The 18,297-nt window shown below is 71.2% G+C and carries 14 protein-coding genes; 10 read left to right on the top strand and 4 right to left on the bottom strand.

What is annotated here, in order from left to right; translation table 11 throughout:
- Position 1 precedes the first annotated feature (1 nt).
- Complete coding sequence (locus O7597_RS09780) at positions 2–1,816, top strand: carbon starvation protein A (RefSeq protein WP_269740796.1); 1,815 nt, start codon at positions 2–4, stop codon at positions 1,814–1,816.
- A complete protein-coding gene (locus tag O7597_RS09775) occupies positions 1,816–2,268 on the top strand; it encodes a hypothetical protein (protein WP_269740797.1) in 453 nt (150 codons plus the stop codon). The genes O7597_RS09780 and O7597_RS09775 overlap by 1 nt, the downstream gene beginning before the upstream one ends.
- Here O7597_RS09775 and O7597_RS09770 read toward each other — a convergent pair.
- The gene (locus O7597_RS09770) at positions 2,234–3,640 is read right to left on the bottom strand and encodes an NAD(P)-binding domain-containing protein (protein WP_281582516.1); all 1,407 of its coding nucleotides are present in this window, start codon (positions 3,638–3,640) and stop codon (positions 2,234–2,236) included. The two genes, O7597_RS09775 and O7597_RS09770, sit on opposite strands and share 35 nt — an antisense overlap.
- Before the next feature lie 142 nt (positions 3,641–3,782).
- Here O7597_RS09770 and O7597_RS09765 point away from each other — a divergent pair, with 142 nt between their 5' ends.
- Positions 3,783–4,160: a metalloregulator ArsR/SmtB family transcription factor gene (locus O7597_RS09765; RefSeq protein WP_269740799.1), complete on the top strand. Its 378-nt coding sequence runs from the start codon at positions 3,783–3,785 to the stop codon at positions 4,158–4,160.
- A gap of 109 nt (positions 4,161–4,269) precedes the next feature.
- Positions 4,270–4,392 carry a 50S ribosomal protein L36 gene (locus tag O7597_RS09760; protein WP_269740800.1) on the top strand — a complete coding sequence of 41 codons (123 nt, stop codon included), beginning with the start codon at positions 4,270–4,272 and terminating at the stop codon, positions 4,390–4,392.
- On the opposite strand, the gene O7597_RS09755 is transcribed toward O7597_RS09760, so the two are convergent.
- Positions 4,361–5,344, bottom strand: coding sequence for a DUF817 domain-containing protein (locus tag O7597_RS09755; RefSeq protein ID WP_332317142.1), 984 nt, complete (start codon positions 5,342–5,344; stop codon positions 4,361–4,363). The two genes, O7597_RS09760 and O7597_RS09755, sit on opposite strands and share 32 nt — an antisense overlap.
- Positions 5,345–5,503: 159 nt before the next feature.
- Between O7597_RS09755 and O7597_RS09750 the strand changes: the two genes are divergently transcribed.
- From O7597_RS09750 to O7597_RS09725, 6 genes are all read left to right on the top strand, one after another.
- Positions 5,504–6,670, top strand: coding sequence for a low temperature requirement protein A (locus O7597_RS09750; RefSeq protein ID WP_281582515.1), 1,167 nt, complete (start codon positions 5,504–5,506; stop codon positions 6,668–6,670).
- A 118-nt stretch (positions 6,671–6,788) separates the two neighbouring features.
- Complete coding sequence (locus O7597_RS09745) at positions 6,789–7,124, top strand: YciI family protein (RefSeq protein ID WP_269740802.1); 336 nt, start codon at positions 6,789–6,791, stop codon at positions 7,122–7,124.
- Positions 7,121–8,446, top strand: a complete 1,326-nt coding sequence (locus O7597_RS09740) for a sigma-70 family RNA polymerase sigma factor (protein WP_269740803.1) — start codon at positions 7,121–7,123, stop codon at positions 8,444–8,446. The genes O7597_RS09745 and O7597_RS09740 overlap by 4 nt, the downstream gene beginning before the upstream one ends.
- 59 nt (positions 8,447–8,505) lie before the next feature.
- A complete protein-coding gene (locus O7597_RS09735) occupies positions 8,506–9,096 on the top strand; it encodes a hypothetical protein (RefSeq protein ID WP_281582514.1) in 591 nt (196 codons plus the stop codon).
- Positions 9,097–9,138: 42 nt separating this feature from the next.
- On the top strand, positions 9,139–10,797 hold the full coding sequence (locus O7597_RS09730) for an FAD-dependent oxidoreductase (protein ID WP_269740805.1): 1,659 nt from the start codon (positions 9,139–9,141) through the stop codon (positions 10,795–10,797).
- Positions 10,794–12,242 (top strand): ATP-binding protein, encoded by a 1,449-nt coding sequence (locus tag O7597_RS09725; protein WP_281582513.1) that lies wholly within the window; start codon positions 10,794–10,796, stop codon positions 12,240–12,242. Before O7597_RS09730 ends, O7597_RS09725 begins: the two co-directional genes overlap by 4 nt.
- A gap of 37 nt (positions 12,243–12,279) precedes the next feature.
- On the opposite strand, the gene O7597_RS09720 is transcribed toward O7597_RS09725, so the two are convergent.
- Both O7597_RS09720 and O7597_RS09715 read right to left on the bottom strand, forming a co-directional pair.
- Positions 12,280–13,680 (bottom strand): MBL fold metallo-hydrolase, encoded by a 1,401-nt coding sequence (locus tag O7597_RS09720; RefSeq protein WP_281582512.1) that lies wholly within the window; start codon positions 13,678–13,680, stop codon positions 12,280–12,282.
- Positions 13,681–13,872: 192 nt separating this feature from the next.
- Positions 13,873–18,246 carry an ExeM/NucH family extracellular endonuclease gene (locus tag O7597_RS09715; protein WP_281582511.1) on the bottom strand — a complete coding sequence of 1,458 codons (4,374 nt, stop codon included), beginning with the start codon at positions 18,244–18,246 and terminating at the stop codon, positions 13,873–13,875.
- Positions 18,247–18,297: the final 51 nt, after the last annotated feature.

Raw genomic sequence — 18,297 nt, 5'->3', positions numbered from 1 at the left:
TATGCCCGCCATCGTCGTCGTCATCGCGGTCATGGCGATGTTCGCCCTCGGCTACCGGTACTACTCGCGTTACCTCGCCGACCGGGTGTACGGGTTGGACCCGGCCTACGTCACCCCGGCGCACCGGTTCGCCGACGGAGTCGACTTCGTCCCCACGAACAAGCATGTCCTCTTCGGCCACCACTTCACCTCGATCGCCGGAGCCGCCCCGATCGTCGGCCCGGCGATCGCGGTCTTCTGGGGGTGGGGACCGGCGCTGGCCTGGGTCGTGCTCGGCACCATCTTCGCGGCTGGCGTGCACGACTTCGGGGCGCTCGCGGTCTCGGTGCGGCACCGGGCGCGCAACATCGGCACCCTCGCCGCGGACGTGATCAGCAAGCGGGCCCGTACGCTCTTCCTGTTGATCATCTTCTTCCTGCTCACCCTGGTGAACGCGGTCTTCGCGGTGGTGATCGGCAACCTGCTCGTGGCGTACCCGGGCGCGGTCATCCCGATCTTCGTGGAGATTCCCCTGGCCATCGCGATCGGTCAGTACATCTACCGCACCCGCAGCGCGGCGCTGGTGCCGTCGCTCATCGGCGTGGTCGCGCTCTACTTCCTGATCTGGGTGGGCAACCTCTACCCCGTCGAGATCACCGGGCTGGCCGACGCGCTGGGCTTCGATCGGACGCGCGACCTCTGGGTGGTCATCCTCTTCGTCTACGCGTTCATCGCTTCGCGGCTGCCGGTCTGGTTGCTGTTGCAGCCGCGCGACTACATCAACTCCCACCAGCTGTTCATCGCCATCGCGGTGATCTTCGCCGGGGTGCTGGTCGGGATGGACCGGATCGTGGCGCCGATGTTCAACGACGTGCCGGCCGGCTCACCGAGCATCTTCCCGTTCCTGTTCATCACCGTGGCCTGCGGAGCGATATCCGGGTTCCACTCGCTGGTGGCCTCCGGCACCACCTCCAAACAGCTCGACAAGGAGACCGACGCCAGGTACGTGGGCTACGCCGGGGCGATCGGCGAGGGCAGCCTCGCCCTCGGGTCGATCATCGCGGTCACGGCCGGGGTCGCCGCCACGCGCGCCGAGTGGGAGGGGTTGTACGCCAGCTACGCCGACGCGTCGGGCGGCGCCACCCGCAACTTCGTGAACGGCATCGCCAGCTTCGCCACCAACCTCGGCATCGAGTTCCAGCTCGCGACCGTCTTCGCGGCGGTGGTGGTGATCTCGTTCGCGGCCACCACAATGGACACCGGCGTCCGGTTGCAGCGCTACATCGTGCAGGAGATCGCCGAGTTGGTCGGATGGCGGCGGCTGTCCCGCCACCTGACCCTGGCCGGGCTGCTGGCGATCGCCGCACCATTGACCCTCGCCCTGCTGCCGGGCGGCGGGGACGCCGGCTACACCTTCGGGGTGCTGTGGCGACTCTTCGGCACCACCAACCAGCTCACCGCCGGGCTCGCCCTGGCCGTCATCGCGGTCTGGGTGCTGCGCCGTCGGCGCAACCCGGTCGCGGTCATCGTGCCGCTGGTCTTCCTGCTGGTGATGACGACCTGGGCACTGATCGTGCAGTTGCGCGAGTTCGTGGCGGCCGACGAGTGGGTGCTGGCACCGCTGGACGCCATCATCTTCGTCCTCGCGCTCTGGCTGATCGTGGAGGCGGTGCTCGCCCTGCGTCGCGCCAGTGGTCAGCCCGTCGAGCCGGATTCCGGGCCGGGCCCGGACAGCGGCGGTGCGGGTGCCGACGACTCCGAGCCGGCCGACGAGTCGCGGCGAGCGGTCGGTGCCGAGTCGGCAGCCGGTGCCGGTGCCACCGACGATCGCCGCTGATGGCCCGGCACCGGGTCCTGCTGATCCGGCCGTGGGATGCGCCCGGGGCCGGCTCCGGCTGCTGCACCGGGGCGGCCGACAGCTGTGTCGAAGGCCGGCACGAGGATCCCGCGTCGGCGCGGCAACGGGCCGGCCAGCGGCCGTTGGCCGAGGTCTACCGGACGGTACGTGCCGGTCTGCCAGCCGAGATCGCGGTGGAGATCGTCGACCCGCGGAACACGCTGTTCCTGTTGCCGGCGATCGTGCACGATGGTCGCCGGCAGCGACGGCCCTGGCGGGCCCTGCTGCGAGACCTGATCCGCAGTACCGGGTACGCGGCGATAATCGTGGACGGCCGGGTGGTCAGCGAGTCCGGCCTACCCGGGGCGGAACAGGCCCTGCACCTCATCCGCCAGGCACTCGACCCGTCGGCCACCCTCAGCCGCCGCAACAGCCGCCCGACCGGTCGGTAGCCGGCTCGTCGGTGCCGACCAGATTCAGCGGTGCGGCGAGCAGACCGCCACTGATCCCGGTGGCCAGGCCCTTGCCGGTCGATTCGACGGCGGGGCCACAGCAGTCGTCACCGGTGACCGACTCCGCGGGGTTGCTGCGGCAGACGCCGGTTTCGGGCAGTTCAAGCCGTACGTCGCGGGCCGCCTGCCAGTCGCCGGCGAGGGCGGCGACCACGGATCGGGTCTGTTCGTAGCCGGTGGCCATGAGGAAGGTGGGCGCACGGCCGTAGCTCTTCATGCCGACGGCGTAGTAGCCGGGCTCCGGGTGGGCGAGTTCGTCGACGCCGTGCGGCGGCACGGTGCCGCACGAGTGCTCGTTGGGGTCGATGAGGGGAGCCAGGGCGCGGGTGGCCCCCATGATCGGATCGAGGTCCAGGCGCAGCTCGGCGGCGATCGTGTGGTCGGGCCGGAAGCCGGTGGCGGCCACGATCCGGTCCACCGTGACCTGCTCCCGGGCCTCGCCGCGTCGGACGGTCACCGCGACCCGACCGGCGGTGGGAGTGATCGCGTGGACGGAGAAGCCGGTCAGCAGGCGGATCCGACCGGCGTCGACGTGCGACCGCAGCCTGGAGCCGAGCGCACCGCGAGCGGGGAGCGCGTCGGCGTCACCGCCGCCGTAGGTGCGGGTCGGTGACGGTGCTCGGATGGCCCACGTCACCTCGGTGCCGGGTGCGGTCGCGGCCAGCTCGGCGAGTGAGAGCAGGGTGTTGGCGGCGGAGTGTCCGGCACCGACGACAAGCGTGTGCCGACCGGCGAAGCGGGCCCGGTCGGTGCCGAGGACGTCCGGCAGGGCGTGCTCCAGGTGAGCGGCGGCTTCGGTCTCGCCCAGGGCGGGCAGCCCGGACGCGCCCAGCACGTTCGGGCTGCCCCAGGTGCCGGAGGCGTCGATGACGGCCCGCGCGAGGATCTCCCGGCCGTCGGTGAGGCGGATCAGAAAGGGAGCGGACTCCCGGCCGGTGGTACGCAGCCGGTCGTAGCCGAGTCGGCTGATCGCGGTCACCCGCGCGCCGTACCGCAGATGTGGCTTGAGCTGCGGCAGGTTCGCGAGCGGCTGAAGGTAGTGCTCGACCAGGTCGGCGCCGGTCGGCAGGGCGTCCGGGTCGGGTGTCACCCAGCCGGCCTCGTCCAGCAGGCGGCGGGCGGCCGAATCGATGTTGTACCGCCAGGGCGAGAAGACGCGGACGTGGGCCCATTGCCGCACGGCGGCGCCGGCGCCGTCGCCCGCCTCCAGAACGATGTACGGCAGCCCGCGCTCGTGCAGGTGGGCGGCGGCGGCGAGGCCGACCGGCCCGGCACCGATGACGGCGACGGGCAGTTGGTCCAGGTCGCTCATCAGCTACTCCTCGTGTTCGATGGTTGTCGAAACAGGCGGGCGGTCCGGCCCGTCGTGTCGCACGGGCGGCATCCGCCTTCTGTCTCGATGTTCTTCGAAACAGAGATTTGCACGTTGATTAGACTGATGTCAACCTAGGGGTATGTCGAAGCGGGCGGTGCCACTCTCCCTCGATCTCACCGCCGCCCCGTGCTGCCCGCCGCTGGCGCAGCAGCGGGTGTCAGGTGAGACCGCCGTGGTGCTGGCACCCGCGTTCAAGGCCCTCGGTGATCCGGTACGACTGCAACTGATGTCGATGATCGCCTCGGCCGAGGGCGGCGAGGTGTGTGTCTGCGACCTGACGCCGGCCTTCGACCTGACCGGCCCGACGATCTCGCATCATCTGCGGACGCTGCGAGAGGCGGGTCTGGTCGATTCCGAACGCCGGGGCACCTGGGTCTACTACCGGGCCCGGCCCCAGGTGCTGCGGCAGTTGGCCGCCCTGCTGGCCGTCGAACCGACACCTCCGTCCGACCGGTAGGTCGGGTGACCGGCCCTCGATCGACCGCCACCGGTCAGGGAATCCCACCGTCGCGCTCGGCGTTGCCTCCGGCGTACGGCGTGAGACCCGAGCCGAGGAGAAAACGGACATGAAGGTACGGACATCCCTCCGGTCGCTGAAGCGGAAGCCGGGTTCGACGGTGGTGCGCCGACGTGGCCGGGTGGTCGTGGTGAACCGGCTCAACCCGCAGTGGAAGAGCCGCCAGGGCTGAGCTGGTCACCAGACGATCGGCGCCGGCCGACCGGCACCGCGGCCGACGCCGTTTCGTCGGTGCCTCGGTGCGATGGCTGGTCGTCGTCGGGCGGCTGCGGCGGTGCGATCCAGGCGACCAGCACCACCGAAATGATCATCAAGAGGAACCACGATGTCAGCTTCGTCAGTGACACCGGATGCCAACCGTCCGCCTGGCTCGGGTAGAGCCAGGCGTTCGACCAGGTGGCGATGTTCTCGGCCAGCCAGATGAAGAAGGCGACGAGGACGAAGGCCAGCAGCAACGGCATGCGTAACCGGGCCCGGAAGATCCGGAAGTGCATGACGCAGGGACCGAACACCAGCGCCACGGCCGCGACGAGCGCCCACCGCACGTCCGGCAGGTAGTGGTTGGTGAAGAAGTTGACGTAGATCGCGGTCGCCACCAGGGCCGTCAACCAGCGTCTCGGATAGCGCGTGAAGCGCAGGTCGAACAGCCGGTTCACCCGGACCAGGTAGGAGCCGACCGCGGCGTACATGAAGCCGCTGAACAGGGGCACCCCACCGAGGCGGAGCACCCCTTCGGGCTCGTACGTCCACGAGCCGACGTGGGTCTTGAACAGCTCCATCACCGTGCCGACGAGATGGAACAGGACGATCACCCGCAGTTCGCGCCGGCTCTCCAGCCGTCCCGCGACCATGGCGACCTGGATGGCGACCGCAGCGACGGTGAGGGCGTCGTTGCGGGCGAACGCGGCGTCGTCCGGGTACCAGAGGTGCGCGGCACAGATGATCGCCAGCATGGCGGCACCGAACACGCACGCCCAGGCCTGCTTGAGCCCGAAGACCACGAACTCGGTGAGCCACCCGGCCGGCCCCTGACGCGGTAGCCGGGCCAGCGCCGCGCGGAAGCGGGCATCGATCGCGCGTTCGGCCGTGGTCAGCGCGGCCCGGCCGTCGGGGGTGTGCTGCATCGCCCCGAGGCTAGCGCGTGTGGAGCCCGTGCCATCCGGCGCGGACCGGCCCCCCGTGAGGACTCCGCGCTGGGTGTTGATCTCGCTGTTCGGCGTCGCAGCGGGACCGTTCGGTGGTACGACTGAGGCGCCATCCCCGGCGACGCGCGGAGGGCGACGATGTCCAGTGGGCTGCCGGCGCGGCTGTTGCGGCGGCGCGAGATCTCCCGGCGGGCGTCGTTCCTGGAACTCTTCTTCGACCTGGCCTTCATCCTCGCGCTGAACCGGTTGTCCCGTGCTCTCGAGGAAGACCTCAGCCTCGGCGGGGCGTTCCGCACGGCGCTGCTGCTCGCCGCCATCTGGTGGGTCTGGTTCGTGACCGCCTGGTCGACCGACTGGTTCGAGCCGCGTACGCCACTGATCAGCGGGCTGCTGCTCTGGGTGATGTTCGGCGGGATGCTGATGGCCGCTGCGGCACCGACCGCGTACGCCGGACACGCGCTGGTGTTCGCCGGTGCCTACGTGGCGATCCATCTGGGTCGGGCGGCCATGTTGCTACCGGCCCTGCACGGGCATCCGCTGCAACTGCGGACCCTGCGGGTGGCGATCTGGTTCGCCGTCTCCGGGGTGCTGTGGCTGACGGGGGCGTTCGTCGGGCCGGCCCAGGTGGCCCTCTGGACGGCGGCGGTGGTGCTGGACTACGCGATGGCGCGACTGCGCTGGCCGACACCGGGGCTCGGACGCAGCAGTTGGGAGAACCTCCAGATCATCGGGGAGCATCTGTCCGAGCGGTACCAGCAGATCTTCATCATCGCGCTGGGCGAGTTGATCCTGACCGCTGGCATCACGTACAGCCAACGCGGGTTCGACCTGGGTCGCACTCTGGCGTTCGCCCTGATGTTCATCAACGCGGTCAGTCTCGGCCGGCTCTACCTCGTGCCCGGCGGGATGCGGCTCGGCGCCGCGATCGAGGCCATGGGACCGCCCGGTAGCAGGCTGGGCCTGCTCGCCGGCTACCTGCACCTGGTGATGGTCGCCGGCGTCCTGGCGACCGGGGTCGGCTCGCGACTGATGATCATGGAACCGTTCTCCCATGATCTGGCCGCCGTGGTGACGATGGCGGCCGGCCCGGCGCTCTTCCTCACCGGCTGGATTCTGTTGGCGCTGGCCGTGCACAATCGGCTCTCCTGGCAACGGCTGATCGGAATGGTGGCCATTCTCGTCGCCGCCGCAGCGGGCCGCGAACAGTCGATGCTGGTCAACTCCGCGATCATCACCGGTCTGCTGATCCTGATCGCGCACAGCGACACGCTTGTCGCCGGGGTACGTCGACGCCGACGGCCGTGACCGAAGGCACCTGGCAGCGCATCCGCGGAAGATGAGACCCTCCGGTTGTCCGGAAGCCGGCTCCGCCGTTCGTCATGTCGGTGGAACCAACCCTCCTGACGATTCGAAAGGCACTCACGTGAAGTACATGATGCTGGTCTGCACCGATCCCGAGCCGGACCCGGAGCCGAGCAACCACCCGGACGTCGAGGTGTGGGTGGCCGACAACGACGCGGCCGGCCGACGCCTGCAGGGTGCCCAACTGGCTCCGGCCTCGGCCGCCACCACGGTCCGGGTCCGCAATGGCCAACTGCTGGTCTCCGACGGGCCGTTCGCCGAGGTCAAGGAGATGATCGTCGGCTTCGACCTGCTGGAGTGCGCCGATCTGGACGAGGCGATCGAAGTTGCCCGGGCGCATCCGATGGCCTGGGCCGGGCGGATCGAACTCCGTCCGTTCGCCGACTTCGAGCAGTGACGGATCCGGCCGCCGGGAACGCGGTGCCGCGGACGTCGACCGCCGACGACGGCGCGGCGGCGCGGCGACGTGCCGGGAACGGGGGCACGGCGGCCGATCGGGCCGCGGCGGCGCGAGCCGTCGCGGCCACCGCCGTCGAGGCGTACCCGCGGATCGTGGCGGCCCTGATCCGGATCACCGGAGACTGGACGCTGGCCGAGGACTGTACGCAGGAGGCTCTGGCCCGGGCACTGGATCGTTGGCCGGTGGACGGGGTGCCGGCCAACCCGGCGGGCTGGTTGATGGCCGTTGCCCGGAACCGGCTGCTCGACGTGCTGCGGCGGGCCTCGGTCGAGCGGCGCAAGCTGCGCGAGGTGGCGGTGCTGGCGCTGACGGCCGCCACCGCGGAACCGGTACCGGACGAGGAGGTGGTGGACGACCGGCTGCGGCTCATCTTCACCTGCTGCCATCCGGCACTCGCGCCGCAGGCACGGGTCGCGCTGACCCTCCGGACGATCTGCGCGGTACCGACCGCCGACATCGCCCGGGCCTTCCTGGTCAGCGAGTCCACCATGACGCGGCGGCTCACCCGGGCCAAGACGAGGATCGCCGAGGCGGGTATCCCGTACCGGGTGCCGCGTGGCCGTGCCCTGACCGAACGGCTGCCCGGGGTGCTGGGCGTGCTCTACCTGCTGTTCACCCAGGGCTACGACGCGGACGGCGAGCCGGCCTTCGCCGAGGAGGCGATCCGGTTGGCCCGGTTGCTGGTCCGGCTCATGCCGGAACAGCAGGAGGCGACGGCCCTGCTGGCGCTGTTCCTGCTGCAGCACTCCCGCCGGACCGCCCGAAGGGACACCGACGGCAACCTGATTCCGCTCGATCGACAGGACCGGTCCCGGTGGGACCATGCGGCGATCGCCGAGGCCGACCGCCTGCTCGTCCGGTTGACCGAGTCCGGCCCGTACGCGTGGCAGGCCCGGATCGCGGCGTGCCACGCCACCGCGCCCAGCGCCGAAGCCACTGACTGGCGACGGATCGCCGACTGCTACGACCAGCTCTTCCAGGCGCAGCCGACTCCGGTGGTGGCGTTGAACCGAGCCGTCGCGCACGGGTACGCGTACGGGCCGGAGGTCGGGCTGGCTCTGCTCACCGAGGCGCGTGCCGGCGGCGGACTCGACGGCTATCCGTTGACGCTGGCGGTGGAGGCGGACCTCGTCGCCCGGCAGGGTGACCGGGAGCGGGCAGCGGCGCTGTTCCGCGCGGCGGCGGACCGGGTGCCCGGCGATGCCGAGCGGCGGGCGCTGCTCGATCGGGCGCGGAGGACCTCCGGAACCGGTTGGTGAGGAGCGAGATCCGGGACAACGGGGCTGCGCCGATGACGGCGCCGTTCGATACTGCGCGTATGGTGCGGTGGACCTGGGGGTGTGTCGGCGTTCTGCTCGCGTTGAGCCTGGCGGCCTGTGACGATCCGTCGCCGGACGCCGCGCCGGTGTCGCCGGCACCGGCGGCGACGTCCGCGGGATGGACGGCACCGCCACTTCAGCTGCCCACCGTCGGGCCTGGCGACCCCTGCCCGGTCACCGAGCCCCGGCCCTGGTCTGACAGCGATCTGGCGCACCGGGTGCTCGGCCCCGGCCCGCTGTACCCGGTGGCCGACTACTTCCCCGACGGTGCCCTGCAACTGCGCGACGAGGACCGGGAACCGGACGGCACGTATACGAAGAAGGTCCGGTGGGTCGGCTCCGGCTACACCGGCCCGGTGCTGGTACGGGCAGCACGGATCGACGCGCCGGGCAGCGCGGGTGTCCGGTTCTCCTACACCGGTGAGTCCCGCGACGACGGGTACTACGCCGTGCTCAGCCAGCCGGACAGCGACCTGCCGGCCACCACGACGGTCAGCGGACCGGGTTGCTACGCCTACCAGGTCGACGGGGCATCGTTCGGCGTGACTGTCGTCTTTCGCGCCGTCCCGGCTACCAGCCCGCCATCCTGATCGCCGGGTGTGACCGAAACACGGGCGTGGTTTCATGGGCCCATGGCGAACCCGGTCATCCTCTCCGTCGACGACGACCCGGCGGTCTCCCGGGCGGTCGCACGGGACATCCGGCGCCGCTACGGCGACCGGTACCGAGTGGTCCGTGCCACCTCGGGGCCGGAGGCGTTGGAGGCGCTGCGCGAGGTCAAGCTGCGTGGCGACCAGGTGGCGTTGCTGCTGGCCGACTACCGGATGCCGGAGATGAACGGCATCGAGTTCCTGGAAGCCGCGATGGATCTGTTCCCGGCCGCGCGCCGGGTGTTGCTGACCGCGTACGCCGACACCGGTGCGGCGATCGACGCGATCAACCTGGTCGACCTCGACCACTACCTGCTCAAGCCGTGGCACCCGCCGGAGGAGAAGCTCTACCCGGTGGTTGACTCGCTGCTGGAGGCGTGGGCGGCCAGCCCGGCCGCAGGGGAGAGCGAGATACGGGTGGTCGGGCACCGCTGGTCCGCCGAGTCGTTCACGGTGCGGGACTTCCTCGCCCGCAACCTGGTCCCGTACCGGTGGTTGCTGACCGACGACCCCGAGGGCGGCCGGCTGCTCGCGGCGGCCGGGGTCACCCCGGCCGACGTCCCGCTGGTGGTCACCACCGACGGCAAGGCGCTGGTGGCACCCTCGGAGGCGGAACTGGCCGGGCTGGTGGGACTGGAGGTCACCCCCACGGCGGACTTCTACGACCTGGTGGTGATCGGCGGCGGGCCGGCCGGCCTGGGGGCCGCCGTGTACGGGGCCTCGGAAGGGTTGCGCACCGTCCTGGTGGAGCGGCTGGCCACCGGTGGACAGGCCGGGCAGAGCAGCCGGATCGAGAACTACCTCGGCTTTCCCGACGGGGTCTCCGGGGCGCAGCTCACCGAGCGGGCCCGCCGGCAGGCGTTGAAGTTCGGCGCGGAACTGCTCAGCACCCGGGAGGTGGTGGGCCTGGCGGAAGCCGGGTCGGCGCGGCTGCTGCGGTTCAGCGACGGGCAGACACTCGCCGCCCACTCGGTGGTGCTGGCGACCGGCGTGTCGTACCGGATGCTCGACGCGCCGGGTCTGGCCGACTTCAACGGCCGGGGCGTCTTCTACGGTTCGGCGGCCAGCGAGGCGCCGAGCTGCGTGGGAGAGGACGTCTACATCGTGGGCGGTGCCAACTCGGCGGGGCAGGCGGCCGTCTACTTCTCCCGCTACGCGGAGCGGGTGCACCTGCTGATCCGGGGCGCGGACCTGAGCACGTCGATGTCCCGGTACCTCATCGACCAACTGGGCCGCATCGACCAGGTGACCGTGCACCCGCACACCGAGGTGGCGGGCGCTGCCGGTGACGAACACCTGCAACGGCTGACCCTGCGGGACACCCGGACCGGCGAGCAGCGGGAGGTGGCGACGTCCTGGCTGTTCGTCTTCATCGGTGCCGAGCCCCGGACCGGTTGGTTGGACGGCACGCTGGTCCGCGACGAACGGGGTTTCGTGGTCACCGGACCGGACCTGGTCGCCGGGGGACGTCGGCCGGCGGGCTGGTCGCTGCCACGCGAGCCGTACCATCTCGAATCGAGCGTGCCCGGTGTGTTCGCCGCCGGTGACGTCCGCGCGGCCTCGGTGAAGCGGGTGGCCTCCGCCGTCGGTGAGGGCGCGATGGCCGTGTCGCTCGTGCACCGGTACCTGGAGGCACAGTGACCAACGGGGATCCTGGCGTCGGCCCGGGCCGGCTGACCGCCGACGACCTGCGGACGCTGTTCCTCTTCGAGTCGCTCGACGACACCCAGTTGAGCTGGTTGGCCGAGCAGGGCCGGGTCGAGCGGCGGGGCGAAGGTGACCTGGTCTACGCCGAGGGTGATCCGGCGGAGTGCTTCTTCGTCCTGCTCGACGGCACGGTGCGGCTCTGCCGCACGGTGCACGGCGACCAGGTGGAGATCAGCCGTACCGCGCAGCGCGGGGTGTACGGCGGAGCCACCCAGGCGTACCTGGGTGACGACCGGCAGTACCGCAACAGCATGTGGGCGCTCACCGACGCCGAGTTCTTCGTGCTGCCGGCGGAGCAGTTCGCCCACGCGGTGCGCACCTGGTTCCCGATGGCGATGCACCTGCTGGAGGGGATGTTCATCGGGATGCGGGACACCCAGACGCTGATCGGCGAGCGCGAGCGGCTGCTGGCCCTGGGTTCCCTGTCGGCCGGCCTGACCCACGAGCTGAACAATCCGGCGAGCGCGGCGGTGCGGGCCACCACCAGTCTGCGGGAGCGGATCGCCGGCATGCGGCACAAGCTCGCCATGATCGCCGACGGCCGGCTCGACGGCCGGCGGCTGCATGCTCTGGTGGGACTTCAGGAGGAGGCGGTCGAGCGGGTGGCCAAGGCGCCGACGCTCTCGCCGTTGGCGACAAGTGACGCCGAGGACGAGTTGACCGACTGGCTGGACGACCGGGGCCTGACCGCCGGGTGGGAGCTGGCGTCGACGCTCGTCGGCGGCGGGCTGGACGTCGACTGGTTGGAACGGGTCCGCGCGTCGGTCGGCGAGGAGGACCTGGAGGCGGCGGTCCGCTGGCTGGCCTACACGGTCGAGACCGAACTGCTCATGCGGGAGATCGCCGACGCCGCCACCCGGATCTCCACCCTGGTCGGTGCCGCCAAGCAGTACTCCCAGCTCGACCGGGCACCGTACCAGGTGGTGGACGTGCACGAACTGCTCGACGCCACGCTTGTGATGTTCAAGGGCAAGGTCGCCGCCGGGGTCCGGCTGGTCCGGGAGTACGACCGGGACCTGCCATCGATCCCGGCGTACGCCGCCGAGCTGAACCAGGTGTGGAGCAACCTGATCGACAACGCGCTCGGCGCGATCGGTGGCGACGGGGTGCTGACCGTCCGCACTCTCCGGCAGGACGACTGGTTGATCGTCGAGATCGCCGACACCGGGCCGGGCATCCCCGACGACATCCGCCCCCGGATCTTCGAGCCGTTCTTCACCACGAAGCCGGTCGGCGAGGGTACCGGCCTCGGTCTGGACATCTCCTACCGGATCGTGGTCAACAAGCACCACGGTGACATCCGGGTGACCAGCACGCCCGGCAGCACCCTGTTCCGCGTCCTGCTGCCGATCAGTCCGCCGGAACCGCCGGCCGGCTGACTCGCCGCCGGCCCCGGTCGAGATCACCCGCCGGCGGTCAGGCGCTGCGGTCCAGCCGTACGCCGGCCGCCTCGGCGTGGTCGAAGCGGTCGTTGACGAGCACCACGTCCCGGCCGGCGTTGGCCAGCAGGGAGGCGGCGAGGGCGGCCCGGTAGCCGGACCCGCAGTGCACCCAGACGGTGCCCGCCGGGATCTCGGCCAGTCGGCGGGGCAGCTCGGGCAGCGGCACGTGCACGGCGTCCTCGACGTGGCCGTCGCGCCACTCGTTGCCCAGCCGCACGTCGAGGACGACCTGCGGGGCGGGCAGCCCGGCCGGTGCGTTCCCGGCCTGCGCGGCGGCCAGCGCCGGGAAGTCCGCGAGGGGCAGCTCGCGCAGCTCGGCGGGCTCGTCGACCCACTGCCGGGGGTCGCCGGTCGCCTGGGCGGCGGGCCGGTCGATGCCGATCCGGACCAGCTCGCGCTGGGCGTCGGCGACCTGCTCGGGTGTCTCGGCCAGCAGGGTGACCGGGGTGCCCCAGTCGATCAGCCAGCCGAGCCAGGTCGACATGGGGCCGTCGAGGCCGAGGCTCACCGTGCCGGCCAGGTGCGAGACCGCGTACGCCTTGCGGTGCCGCAGGTCGACCACCCACTCCCCGGCGGCGATGCGCTCCCGCAAGCGTGCCGCGTCGGCTCGCGCCACCGGGGTGAGGTCCACGGGTGCCGGGCCGGCGGTGTTGGCCACCCCCATGTGTGCGTAGTACGCCGGATACGCGTCCAGACCGGCCAGGGTCTCGGTGACGAACTCGGTCGCGGCCAGCCGGAACACCGGGTTCACCTGCTTCTCCCGGCCGATGGTCGAATCCGGGGCGTCGGCCTGGCTCGCCGAGCAGAAGCTGCCGAAGCCGTGGGTGGGCCACACCTGAGCCCCGTCCGGCAGCAGGTCGGCGAGCCGCCGCGCCGAGGTGTGCTGACGCTTGGCCAACTCGTGCGCGTGCTCCGCGCCGAGCAGGTCGGTGCGGCCGGTGGTGCCGAACAGCAGCGATCCTCCGGTGAAGACCCCGGTCGTGGTCCAGCCGCCCTCGGTGGCCTCGTCGACCAGGTACGACAGGTGGTGGAAGGTATGACCCGGGGTGGCCACGGCCCGCAGCCGTAGCGCCTCCGACACCTCGACGACGTCGCCGTCGTCGACGGGTACCCGGGCGAAACCAACCTCGTCCGCGGCGGCGACCAGGTACCGTGCCCCGGTCAGCCGGGCCAGGTCCAGCCCGCCGGAGACGTAGTCGTTGTGCAGGTGCGTCTCGACCACGTGGGTGATCCGCACGCCGGCCGCGCCGGCGAGGTAGAGCACCCGGTCGATGTCCCGCTGCGGGTCCACGACGACCGCGACCCGGCCGTCGGTGGCCAGGTAGCTGCGGTCGCCGAGGGACGACGTCGTGATGACCGACACCTGCACCGTCATGCCAACTCCTCGGTTGTTCGTCTCCAGCGAGTGCTTACCCGGCGGGGGTGCGGAGATGCCGCCCCGATCGGGTAACCGATCCGAATATACCCCGGGGGGTATGCATCGGCCACTCGGGCGGGCCGGAACGAACCGGGCGCCGGTCCGCGGTCGAAGTAACTCCGACCGCGGACCGGCGTTGTCACCTACCGGTCACAGGCGTGCGCACTGACCCCAGGCCGGGCCCCGCACCGTGTTCGCCCGACCCTCGTTCACCGGGGCCGGAGTGTTGCCCAAGCAGGCCAGCGGGCCGCTGACGGTGTTCGCGGCGACGACCACCGGCTGGCTGCCGGAGTTGCCGGTCACGCCCACCGGGCCGCTGACGGTGACTCCGTCGACCCGCACCCCACCGAGGTTGGCCACCAGCGCCAACGGTCCGTTGATCCGAGCCTTGCTGATCTTCAGGTCGCCGGTGGCGCCGATCACCATGACCGGACCGGAGACCTTCGTCCCGGACAGCTCGAACAGTACCGGCCGAATGGCGGACACCGGGCCGTTGATGGTGCCGCCGGTCACCCGCAGCGAGGCCCCCGCGGCGACCGACACCGGGCCGGCGATCGTGGCGTTCTCCACGCAGGTCAGACCGGTGGTCACGAGCAGCGGCCTGGCGTGCCTGCCGGTGATCGTGGTGGTGCACTCCGGACCACCCTGGCCGACCGACGACCGCGGTTCGGTGTCCGCGGTCACCGGCGAGTTGGCGGCGAAGTAGTTGACCAACATGGTGAGGTCGTTGTCGCCGGTGGTCACCGGGTCGGTGCCGCCGCCGAGGGTGGTGAAGTTGTCCCCGCCGGCGGCGAGGAACGAGTTCACCGTCACCCGGTAGCTGCCCGCCGGGTCGATCGGCGTGCCGTTCAGCTTCATCGAGGTGATCCGCGAACCCTGGGCGGCCTGCGGGTCGTAGGTGTAGCTGAAGCCCTCCGACACGCCGAGCCACAACACCGGGCGGGACGCGCCCGCCGGCTGCCACTGCTGCTCCAACACCTGCTTGATCTCGGCACCGGTGTAGGTCTTGGTGACCACGTCGTTGGCGAACGGCTGGACGGCGAAGGCCTCGGCGTAGGTCACCGTGCCGTCCTCGCCGTACAGCAGGTCGGCCCGCAGACCGCCCGGGTTCATGAACGCGATCTGCGCCCCGCCCCGGCCGGCGTCGCGGGTACCGGCGAGCTGCACGTCGGCGATGAAGTTGCCAAGCGCCGACTCCTTGCCCCGATCCTCGTTGCCGTCGGTGTACGCCCGCCGGATGTCGGCGGTGATCTCACCGAGCTTGCGCTGACCCAGCTCCTGCGCCCGGACCTTCGCGGCGGCCACGATCTCCGCCACCGCCGGATCCTGCGGTGCGCCGACGACGTCCACCAGGGACGCGTCGGCGGCGGTGATGGCACCCGCCTCCGGGTCGAAGGTCAGCGTGACCTTGCCCAGCCGCTTGCCGTAATCCTCGGCCTGCACGATCGGCCGCAGCTTGTCGGTGCCGGGAACCGGCACCTCGAAGGCGTACGGCTGGTGGGTGTGCCCGCTGAAGATGACGTCGACGGTGGCGTCGGCGCGGGTGAACTCGCCGAAGACCGGGTCGTTCGCCAACGCCTCGGGGGAGTCGATGTTCTCCGTAGCGGCGCCCTCGTGCGCGAGCAGCACCACCACGTCGGCCTCGCCGTTGTCCGGGTTGCCGTCCTTGAGCTGGCCGGCGACCAGGTTGGCCTCGGCCACCGGGTCGCGGAAGGTGATGCCGGCGATGCCGTCCGGGCTGACCAGCGAGGCGGTCTGTTCGGTGACCACGCCGATGAAGCCGACCCGGACGCCACCGATGGTGTCCACCGCGTACGCCGGCAGCGCCCGGGTGTCACCCCGGTACACGTTGGCACCCAGGTACGGGAAGTCGGCCCGGTCGGTGACCCGACCGGTCAGGTCCGACATGCCCTTGTCGAACTCGTGGTTGCCGACCGCCGAGACGAGCAGGCCGGCCTGGTTCAACGCGTCGATCGTCGGGTTGTCGTCGTCGATCGCCGAGATGAAGGTGGAGGCACCGATGTTGTCACCGGCGGAGACGAACGCGGTGTTCGGGTTCTGCTCCCGCAACTGGTTCACCAGACCGGCGACCTGAGCCGCACCGCCGACCGGCTGACCCCCCACGGTGGCCGGCGACTCCAGTCGGCCGTGGAAGTCGTTGATGCTCAACAACTGGAGGTCCACCGGACCGGTGTCGACCCCGGTGTCGATGCCCACGACCAGCGGATTGTGGTCGCTGGCCCGGTACGGGTCCGGTGCGTAGAACGCGGCCAGGCTGTCGTACTGGAAGGCGTACGACTCGACCGCGTTGATCTGCCAGACGTCGACACCGGTGACCCGCGACGCCAGCGACGGCGAGGCGAGCGCGTGGTCGAGCGAGCCGGACTCACCGTTGAAGACGTAGCTGGTCTTCCCGGTGTCGTTGAGGTTGCGGTACTCCTCGTCGTAGAGGACCTGCATCGGATCCTCCTGGGTGTACGCGTTGAAGTCACCCAGCAGCAGCACGTCGTCGGTCCCGCTGTCCGCCTTGACCTGGTCCACGAAGGCGGCCAGCGCCCCGGCCTGCCGGACCCGGTCACCGTTCCAACCGCCCTGACCGTCCCCGGCATCGGCGTTGTCACCGGTGCCGGCGCCGCTCTTGGACTTGAAGTGGTTGGCCACCACGACGAAGTCCACCGAGCCGGCGGTGAACGTCTGCGCGATCGGTTCGCGGGCGTTGGACCACACCGTCTCGTCGTTCACCGACCGCGACGGGCCCTTCGGCTGCGCCTTGGCCGGCTTGAAGATGATCGCCGTGGTGATGACGTCCTGCTCGGCCGCGCTCGGCAGCTCGGCCGGAGTGCGTACGTAGTCCCAGGTGCCCGCGCCGTCCTCGCTGTTCAGGGCGGCGACCAGGCGCTTGAGCGCCTGCTGCGGATCCTCGGCGTCGAACCGGACCGAGTTCTCGATCTCCTCCAGCGCCACCACGTCGGCGTCCAGTGCGGAGATCGCCGAAACGATCTTCGCCTCCTGCTTGGCCAGCGCCGCCTCGTCGGCGGCACCCCGGGCGTCGCCGCCGAAGTGGACGAAGTAGTTCAGCACGTTGAAGCTGGCCACCCGCAGGTCGCCGCCGACGTCGACGGGTCCGGCGGTCCGCGGGTTGGTGGCCTTGAACGTGGTGCGGGCGGCCGGCGCGGTGTCCGCGTCGACCGGGCGGGTCGGCTGCAGGCGCCACTCGTTGAAGCCGTACGACAGCACCGACGGGCCGAACGCCTCCACCTGGTCACCGACCCGCAACGGGCTGGCCGGCGAGACGTACGGCGGCAGCAGCCCGGCGGTGGCCAGGTTGGTCGTCCGGCCGTCGTCGACCAGCAGGCGACGCAGCTTGTTCTCGGCGGCCAGGGCCTGCGCGGTGTCCGAGCCGGGGCGGGCCACGTCGGTAGGCGTCCGGGCCGGCTGGTCACCGGCGGTGAGCGCCACCTCGCCGTACCGGTTGGTGTTGTACACCTCCGAGACGGCGTACGCGCCGACCGGCGCGACCAGCATCGACTCGACCGACTCGCGGGCGGCCTCGTCGAGCGGCAGCTCGACCGGGACCGGTGCCGGCAGCGGCGCACCCTGCGCGCACACCTGCACGTCGGTCCGGGCCGCGACGGTGAGCTGGGTGAGGCCGTTGAACTCGCTCGCCGTGCCGCTGACCCGGACCCGGTCGCCGATGGCGACCGCCGGGTGGTTCGCGGTGTTGCTGGTGAGGTACACGAAGATGCCGTCCGAGGCGGTGCCGGCGGCGACCGGGCGCTCGGCACCGCTGCCCGCCGTCTGCACGTACACCCCGTTGTAGCCACCGGTGCGGTGGTCGGCGGTGACGACACCCTCCACGGTCACCCGGCTGCCGGCCAGCGGCGTGGCCGTACCGGTGCCCTGTACCTCGGCGATGGTGTGGTCGACGGTGACGGTGCAGCCGGTCGGGTCCGGATCGGGATCCGGGTCGGGCGCGGCGTTGCGGACCCCGAAGGTGTTCGCCGCCGGCGCCTGCCAAGTTCCGTCGATCTTCTGGAGCGAGTGGCCCGCCGGGGTCGACGCGGTCTCCTGCACCCCGATGTCCACCCCGGTCCGGCCGCTCGCCGGTCCGCCGACCGCGGCGAAGGTGCCCTCGTAGGTCAGGAACTCGGCGACGTCACCGCCGGGCGCGACGAGCGCGACGCCGTCGGGGGCGCCGTTCTGGATGCCGTCCGCCGGGTACGACTCGACGACCACACCCGAGGCCGGCACCGCGCCGCCCAACGTCCGGGTTCCGTACGCCGCGCCGTTGGCACCGTTGTAGAGGACAATCTGCCAGCCGGTCAGGTCGAAGCCGACCGGCCCCTCGATCTCGATCGCCTCGCCGGTGTCCGCGCCGACGTTGTCGTAGTGGATCTCACTGATGAACGGCACGGTGGGCGCCGGGTCTGCGGCGGCTGCGGTGCCACTGGAGAGGATGAGCGTGGTGGCGGTGACCAGTACGCCCGGGATTGTGAGTAGTCGGGTACTTCTTGTGCGCTGCATGTAAGCGGCCTCCGAAGGGAGTAGACCGTCGGAGGATAAGCGGCACCGGTG

Origin of the sequence: Verrucosispora sp. WMMC514 (genome assembly GCF_027497295.1) — a bacterium.
GTDB lineage: Bacteria > Actinomycetota > Actinomycetes > Mycobacteriales > Micromonosporaceae > Micromonospora > Micromonospora palythoicola.
Note: the sequence above shows the minus strand (reverse complement) of the source record. Positions and strands in the feature narration are given on the sequence as shown.